The sequence below is a fragment of the Halomonas sp. BC1 genome, assembly GCF_002078135.1.
GTDB classification, from domain to species: domain Bacteria; phylum Pseudomonadota; class Gammaproteobacteria; order Pseudomonadales; family Halomonadaceae; genus Vreelandella; species Vreelandella stevensii.
In genome coordinates this window covers 65,048-71,754 of record NZ_LFGS01000009.1, presented here as the reverse complement: position 1 = coordinate 71,754, position 6,707 = coordinate 65,048, and the positions used below count along the sequence as shown (strand labels likewise).

The following is a 6,707-nucleotide window of genomic DNA, read 5'->3' as shown; positions in this document are numbered from 1 at the left end:
AGCGGCGGCCCGGCGCGAAGGCGGCGCCAGCCGCCCCGATGGCACCACCGAACCAAACGCGCCCTCGAATCACAAAACACCACCGCCACCCCCCGCGCCCCCATCGGCAACGCTCTCCACGTTGCTTCGCGGGTGCGCTCCGCTTACGCCGCGCTACGGTATGCCGCCAACATTACACCAACGCATAAACCACCCCGACCACAACGCCAACATCAACCCTAATACGTCACCACGGCAAATCGAGGCACCCCCGTAGCGCGGCGTAACGAGTCTCTGTCTGGAACGATGTGGACTATCAAGAACGCAAGAGCATATTCAACGATATCGCTTTGCCCTGGTGCCTAGCGGCCAGTGTGGCATCGTCTGTGACTAATGTGGCTTGGGTAACGGTGGCAGATGCAGAAATGATGCTGTCAGGTAATTTCATCAGCGTATGACGACGTGTATTGATCGTCTCCTGTTTGACTAGATGGTTGAGTTCGACGCGTGTCAGATTGGCTAATAAAGCTGAAATAGCCTGCTCTTCTTGCAAGGGTAGCCCCGGGAATCCCAACAGTTCGAGCTCAGTGATCACGGAATAAGCGTAATGAGCAGGCGGGAGGCATAGCTGTCGCTTGATCGCGTTAATAAAAACATTCGTGTCGAGCAGATAATCACCACTCATCCCGCATGCTCCGTTGATACTCGAGCCCTTCCTGCGCTGTCAGCGTGGGCGCTTTTACAGACGAGAAATCAAGACCGGATGACGCCTCGGGCTCGCTCGGCGCTGATGTGCTGTTTTCGTACAGCACCACGATCCGGGCATGCCTGTTTCTCAGCTCTGCGTATTCGTCTGGAATTTTAACCATACCGTCTTGAATATCTGTTTCGAATTCAATCGCCTGCATACTCTTCTCCTCAAGCGCTGCTGATGAGCAACCCGGTACTCCAATATTTTTTCTATACCCTCTACATTTGACACGCTTTTGCTCAAAAATTCGAGTCGCTCGGTGACTCGCGACGACGACCCTATTGAAGGGGCATACTTTTGCAGCATCCCATGCCCATAAAAAACCCCGCAAGCATAGCTTGCGGGGTGGGTGCGGTTGGCGGGTGCCAAACGGCGTGCTTAACCGAGCAGGTGCTCGACGGCAGCGCGCTCTTCGCGCAGTTCTTTTTCCGTGGCTTGCATCTTCTCTTTGCTGAACGCATCGAGTTCGAAACCTTGTACGATTTCGTACTTACCACCCTGGCAGCGCACCGGGTAGGAGTAGATGATGCCTTCGGCGATGCCGTAGCTGCCGTCGGAGGGGATGGCCATGCTGACGATACCGTCGCAGCCCAGCGCCCAATCACGCATGTGGTCGATGGCGGAAGACGCAGCGGAGGCGGCAGACGAGGCGCCGCGTGCCTTGATGATGGCGGCACCGCGCTGCTGTACGGTCGGGATGAAGTCGTTTTCGTACCAGTCGCGCTCGACCAGATCGAAAGCGGCTTTGCCGTCTACCTTGCACTGGGCCAGGTCCGGGTACTGGGTAGCACTGTGGTTGCCCCAGATGATCATGTTTTCGACGTCGGTGACGTGCTTGCCAGTCTTCTGTGCCAGCTGCGTCAGGGCGCGGTTGTGGTCCAGACGGGTCATGGCGGTGAACTGGCCAGCGTCCAGGTCCGGCGCGTTGCAGGAGGCGATCAGCGCGTTGGTGTTGGCCGGGTTGCCGACGACCAGCACTTTCACATCACGGCTGGCGTGGTCGTTCAGCGCTTTACCTTGTACGGAGAAGATGGCGGCGTTGGCTTCCAGCAGGTCTTTACGCTCCATGCCGGGGCCACGCGGACGAGCACCTACCAGCAGAGCGAAGTCGGCATCCTTGAACGCCACGTTGGGGTCGTCGGTGGCGACGATATCTTGCACCAGCGGGAACGCACAGTCGTTCACTTCCATGACTACGCCGTTGAGCGCATCCATGGCCTGAGGAATTTCGAGAAGCTGGAGAATGACAGGCTGATCCGGCCCCAGCATGTCGCCAGCGGCAATGCGGAAAATAAGAGAGTAGCTGATCTGGCCGGCACCGCCGGTAATCGCAATACGTACTGGATCTTTCATCATTGCTCCTTGATGGTTCGCCTAGTGAAGGTTCGCCCGGTAAAGATTCGCGCACCGATGTTATGCCCACACGCTCAAAAACTCAATCAGACTTGAGACTACTACCCATTCGCACGGCGGCCTGGTACTCGCTGACCGGCAGCACTTGCGCTATGGTGTCTCGGGTTGCGAGCCCCTCTTTATTTGGAACAGTGACTCCCCATGCGAAGAATCCCCCCCTCTTATGCCCTGGCTAGCCTGCTGGTGCTGGCCCTGGTGGTATGGCTTGCCCTGGGCGACTTTCAGCGTTTTCAGTCGACGCCTGCCGAAAACCACGACACCCACGGCGAATCTCTGACGCGGGTAGAGGTATCGACCCAACCCAGCACGCTCTACATTCCTCAGGTGGTGGTTCAAGGCCAGCTGGCGGCAGCGCGCGAGGCGGTGTTACGCGCCAACGTGGCGGGGCTGGTGGCGGAAACGCCCGTCTCTCAGGGTGAACACGTTCAACCGGGCGAGACGCTGCTGATACTGGAAAGTGAAGCCCTGCCGGAGCGCCTGCAGCAGGCACGCGACGAGCTGGCCTTGGCGCAGGCGGAGTACGCGGGGGCCCAGAACCTGCGTCGTCGCGAGCTGATCTCCCAGCCTGAGCTGCTGCGCTTGCAAAGCGCTCTCAGCGCCAGCGCGGCCCAGGTGGCTCAACTGGAGAAGCAGCTACGCGATACCCGCCCCAGCGCTCCGTTCGAAGGCGTGCTGGACCGAGTACAGGTGGAAATGGGTGACTTGCTGCAACCCGGAGAAGAGTGGGCTCGCCTGGTCGATGACCGTCACCTGAAAGGGGAGGCCTGGGTGTCCCAGCAGCAGGTCGGCGCTCTGAGTGAAGGGCTGCCGGTGGCGGCCCGCCTGTTGAATGGCGGTGAGCTGACGGGCGAAGTGAGCTATATCAGCCGCCGCGCCGATGAGGCGACCCGGACGTTTTACGTGGAAGTCCTCCTCGACAACCCCGAGCGCCAGCGGCTGGCAGGCGGCAGCGCCGAGCTGACCATCACCCTGCCCCCTCGCGCCGTGCATACGCTTTCGCCTGCGCTGTTCAGCCTGGATGAGCGGGGCCAGTTGGCCATTCGGCATCTGGACGCCGAAAACCGCGTGGTGCAGTCTGCCGTGGAGCTGGTCAGTGCCGACACCCAGCGCGCCTATGTCAGCGACCTACCCGACCCGGTCACGCTGATTACACTGGGGGCTGGACTTGTGAGTCCCGGCGAGGAAGTGACTCCCGTGCCTGCCCAGGAAGGTGGTCATGCGATCACTCATTAATGCCGCGCTGACCCATACGCGCACTACCCTGCTGCTACTGGTCGGGCTGCTGCTGGCTGGGCTCACGGCCTGGCAGGTGATCCCCAAGGAAGCCAACCCGGACGTCACCATCCCGATCATTTATGTCTCGCTCTCGCTGGAGGGGGTCAGCCCGGAAGATGGCGAACGGCTGCTGATTCGCCCGATGGAACAGGAGCTGCGGGGCATTGCCGGACTGCGCAAGTTCACGGCGCAGTCCAGCGAGGGGCATGGCTCCGTCACGCTGGAGTTCGACCCGGGCTTCGACCCGGACACGGCGCTTTCCGACGTACGGGAACGAGTGGACATTGCGCGTAGCAGCCTGCCCACCGAAGCCGACGAACCGAGGGTCATGGAGGTCAACGTCTCGGAGTTTCCGGTCTTGAGCATCGGCCTTTCAGGGGAGCTGGACACCCGCGAGCGCATCGCCATCGCCCGCCGCCTGAAGGAGGAGATCGAAGGCATTGCCGACGTGCTGGAGGTGGACATTGCCGGTGACCGTGAAGACCTGCTGGAAATCGTCGTGGACCCGCTGGTGCTGGAGAGTTACGGGGTCGATTTCGATGCCTTGTTCAACCAGGTCTCGCGCAACAATCGGCTGGTGGCCGCCGGCAGCCTGGACACCGGCGCAGGCAGGCTGGCGCTGAAGGTGCCCGGCATCATCGCCGCCCTGGAAGACGTGATGAACATGCCCATGAAAGTAGAGGGCGAGCAAGTAGTCACGTTCGGTGACGTGGCCTGGATTCATCCCACCTACAAAGAGCCCGAAGGCTTTGCCCGTATCGACGGCCAGCCTGCCGTGGTGCTGGAAATCTCCAAACGCGCCGGGGCCAACATTATCGCCACCATCGACGCCGTGCGGGACCGCTTTGCGGAGGCGCAGCCGCTGTTGCCGGAGCAGCTACGGGTGACCACGATCATGGACGAGTCGGTCACCGTGCAGAACATGCTCTCCGAGCTGCTCAACAACGTGCTGACCGCCGTGGTGCTGGTGCTGGTCGTGGTGGTCGCCGTGATGGGCTGGCGTATGGCACTGCTGGTCGGGCTGACCATTCCGGGGGCTTTCCTGAGCGGCATTCTGCTGGTGTGGGCCTTTGGCTTCACCCTCAACATCGTGGTGCTGTTCGCGCTGATTCTGGTGGCGGGCATGCTGGTGGACGGCGCCATCGTGGTCAGCGAGCTTGCCGACCGCCATCTGCATGAGGGGCAAACGGCCCATCAGGCATGGCTGAACGCCGCGTCGCGGATGAGCTGGCCGGTGATTGCCTCCACGGCAACCACATTGGCGGTGTTTCTACCGCTGCTGTTCTGGCCCGGCGTCGTCGGTCAGTTCATGAAGTACCTGCCCGCGACGGTGATTCTGTGCCTGCTGGCCTCGCTGGTCATGGCGCTCATCTTCCTGCCCACGCTGGGGCGGCTGTTTACCCGTACCGCACAGGCCAGCGGCGCAGGCACTGGGCCCATGGACGAAAGCACTACCCTGGGGCGTAGTTATCGTCACCTGCTGAGCCGATTGCTGCGCTACCCCGGCTGGGTGCTGGCCTTCGCCCTACTGCTGATCGCGCTGCTGTATACCGGCTATGCACGGTTCAACCATGGTGTGGATTTCTTCCCCAACGTCGAACCCGATAGCGCCCAGGTGCTGGTGCGCGCCCGGGGCGATTTTTCCGCGCAGGAAAGCGACGCCATTTTGCGCCGCGTGGAGCAGCGCCTGGGCGGCCTGGGTGAAGTGGAGGCCCTCTACGCACGCTCTTTTGCGGTGCCCGACCAGCAGATGGGCAGTGACGTGGTCGGCATGCTGCAGTTCCAGTTCATTGACTGGTATCAGCGCCGTCCGGCGCGCACCATTCTGGCGGACATGGCCGAGCGCACGGCGGACATCCCGGGGATCACTCTGGAGTTCCGCGAGCAGGAAATGGGCCCCGGCGGCGGCAAACCCATCGTGCTGGAAGTCAGCGCCACGGACCCGGACATTGCCGATGCGGGGGTCGATCAACTCACCCGGTTGATGCGCGAGCTGGGCGGCTTCGTGGATATTCAGGACAACCGCAGCCTGCCAGGGGTGGAGTGGCAGATCACCGTGGACCGTGAGGCCGCCGCCCGCATGGGCACCGACATCACCACCATTGGCAGCGCGGTACAACTGCTCACCACCGGCCTGCAGGTGGCCAGCTACCGTCCGCCCACGGTGAGTGACGAGGTCGATATTCGTGTACGCCTCCCGGAACACTGGCGCACGCTGGACCAGCTGGAGCGGCTCACTATCAACACTTCCCGTGGGCAGGTGCCGATTTCCCATTTCGTGGAGATCGCTCCGGCGCCCAAGGTGGGGACGCTGAACCGCATCGATGGCCGCCGCGCCATTACGCTGGAGGCAGACCTGGCGCCCGGCTACCTGGCCGATGAGCGCCTGAGAGCCCTGCTGGCCGCTGGCCAAGGCCAACTGCCGGATGGCCTGATGGTCAATGTGGCTGGCGAGCAGGAGGATCAGCAGGAGTCGATGCAGTTTCTGATCAGCGCTTTCCTGATTGCCGTAGGATTGATGGCGCTGATTCTGGTGACCCAGTTCAACAGCTATTACCAGGCCGCGCTGGTGTTGTCCGCCATCGTGTTTTCCACAGCGGGCGTACTCATGGGCCTGCTGATCACCGGCCAGGCCTTTGGCATCGTCATGGTGGGCATGGGGGTGATCGCGCTGGCGGGCATCGTGGTCAACAATAATATCGTCCTGATCGATACCTACAACCAGCTGCGCCGCGACGGCATGCCACCTCCTCAGGCAGCCCTGGAAGCAGGCTGCCTGCGCCTGCGCCCCGTCCTGCTGACCGCCATCACCACCGTACTGGGGCTGATGCCCATGGTGCTGGGAGTCAACGTCAACCTCTTCACCCCCGCGCTCGGGTTCAACGCCCCCTCCGCCCAGTGGTGGACGCAAATGTCCAGCGCCATCGCCGGTGGATTGACGTTCGCCACCTTCCTCACCCTGCTGCTCACCCCCTGCATGCTGGTGATCGGCGGCCACTTACGGCGGGAGAAAGATCTCGGGTGAAACGCGCCCCACCCCGCTACGGGCAACCCTATTTGCATCGTTGCCGCCACACCCGTAGCGCGGCGTAAGCGGAGCGCACCCGCGAAGCAACGCGAGAGCGTTGCCGATGAGGGCACCGGGGGTGGCGGTGCCGTTTTGTGGTTCGAGGGCGCGGTGGGTTCGGTGGCGTCATCAGGGCGGCTGGCGCCGCCTCCGCGGGTGCCTCTTTCGCTCGTTGCTCTCGCTCAGTCGTTACGCCGCGCTACGGGGGTATCCGTGCCCGTA

General features: G+C 62.3%; 5 protein-coding genes. 2 read left to right on the top strand and 3 right to left on the bottom strand.

Translation table 11 applies throughout. From position 1 onward, the window contains the following. Positions 1-295: 295 nt before the first annotated feature. From B7L72_RS08235 to B7L72_RS08225, 3 genes are all read right to left on the bottom strand, one after another. The gene (locus B7L72_RS08235) at positions 296-664 is read right to left on the bottom strand and encodes a hypothetical protein (RefSeq protein WP_081138237.1); all 369 of its coding nucleotides are present in this window, start codon (positions 662-664) and stop codon (positions 296-298) included. Beyond that, the gene (locus B7L72_RS08230; protein WP_081138235.1) at positions 654-887 is read right to left on the bottom strand and encodes a hypothetical protein; all 234 of its coding nucleotides are present in this window, start codon (positions 885-887) and stop codon (positions 654-656) included. Before B7L72_RS08230 ends, B7L72_RS08235 begins: the two co-directional genes overlap by 11 nt. Positions 888-1,108: 221 nt before the next feature. Continuing rightward, positions 1,109-2,083: a malate dehydrogenase gene (locus tag B7L72_RS08225; RefSeq protein WP_016913321.1), complete on the bottom strand. Its 975-nt coding sequence runs from the start codon at positions 2,081-2,083 to the stop codon at positions 1,109-1,111. A gap of 201 nt (positions 2,084-2,284) precedes the next feature. Here B7L72_RS08225 and B7L72_RS08220 point away from each other — a divergent pair, with 201 nt between their 5' ends. Further along, positions 2,285-3,376 carry an efflux RND transporter periplasmic adaptor subunit gene (locus B7L72_RS08220; protein WP_081193664.1) on the top strand — a complete coding sequence of 364 codons (1,092 nt, stop codon included), beginning with the start codon at positions 2,285-2,287 and terminating at the stop codon, positions 3,374-3,376. Continuing rightward, on the top strand, positions 3,360-6,443 hold the full coding sequence (locus tag B7L72_RS08215) for an efflux RND transporter permease subunit (protein ID WP_081193662.1): 3,084 nt from the start codon (positions 3,360-3,362) through the stop codon (positions 6,441-6,443). Before B7L72_RS08220 ends, B7L72_RS08215 begins: the two co-directional genes overlap by 17 nt. The last annotated feature ends 264 nt before the right edge of the window (positions 6,444-6,707 follow it).

Coding starts and splice junctions, on each gene's coding strand:
- B7L72_RS08215 (WP_081193662.1), top strand. CDS start 3,360: ATGCGATCACTCATTAATGCCGCGCTGACCCATACGCGCACTACCCTG.
- B7L72_RS08225 (WP_016913321.1), bottom strand. CDS start 2,083: ATGAAAGATCCAGTACGTATTGCGATTACCGGCGGTGCCGGCCAGATC.
- B7L72_RS08230 (WP_081138235.1), bottom strand. CDS start 887: ATGCAGGCGATTGAATTCGAAACAGATATTCAAGACGGTATGGTTAAA.
- B7L72_RS08220 (WP_081193664.1), top strand. CDS start 2,285: ATGCGAAGAATCCCCCCCTCTTATGCCCTGGCTAGCCTGCTGGTGCTG.
- B7L72_RS08235 (WP_081138237.1), bottom strand. CDS start 664: ATGAGTGGTGATTATCTGCTCGACACGAATGTTTTTATTAACGCGATC.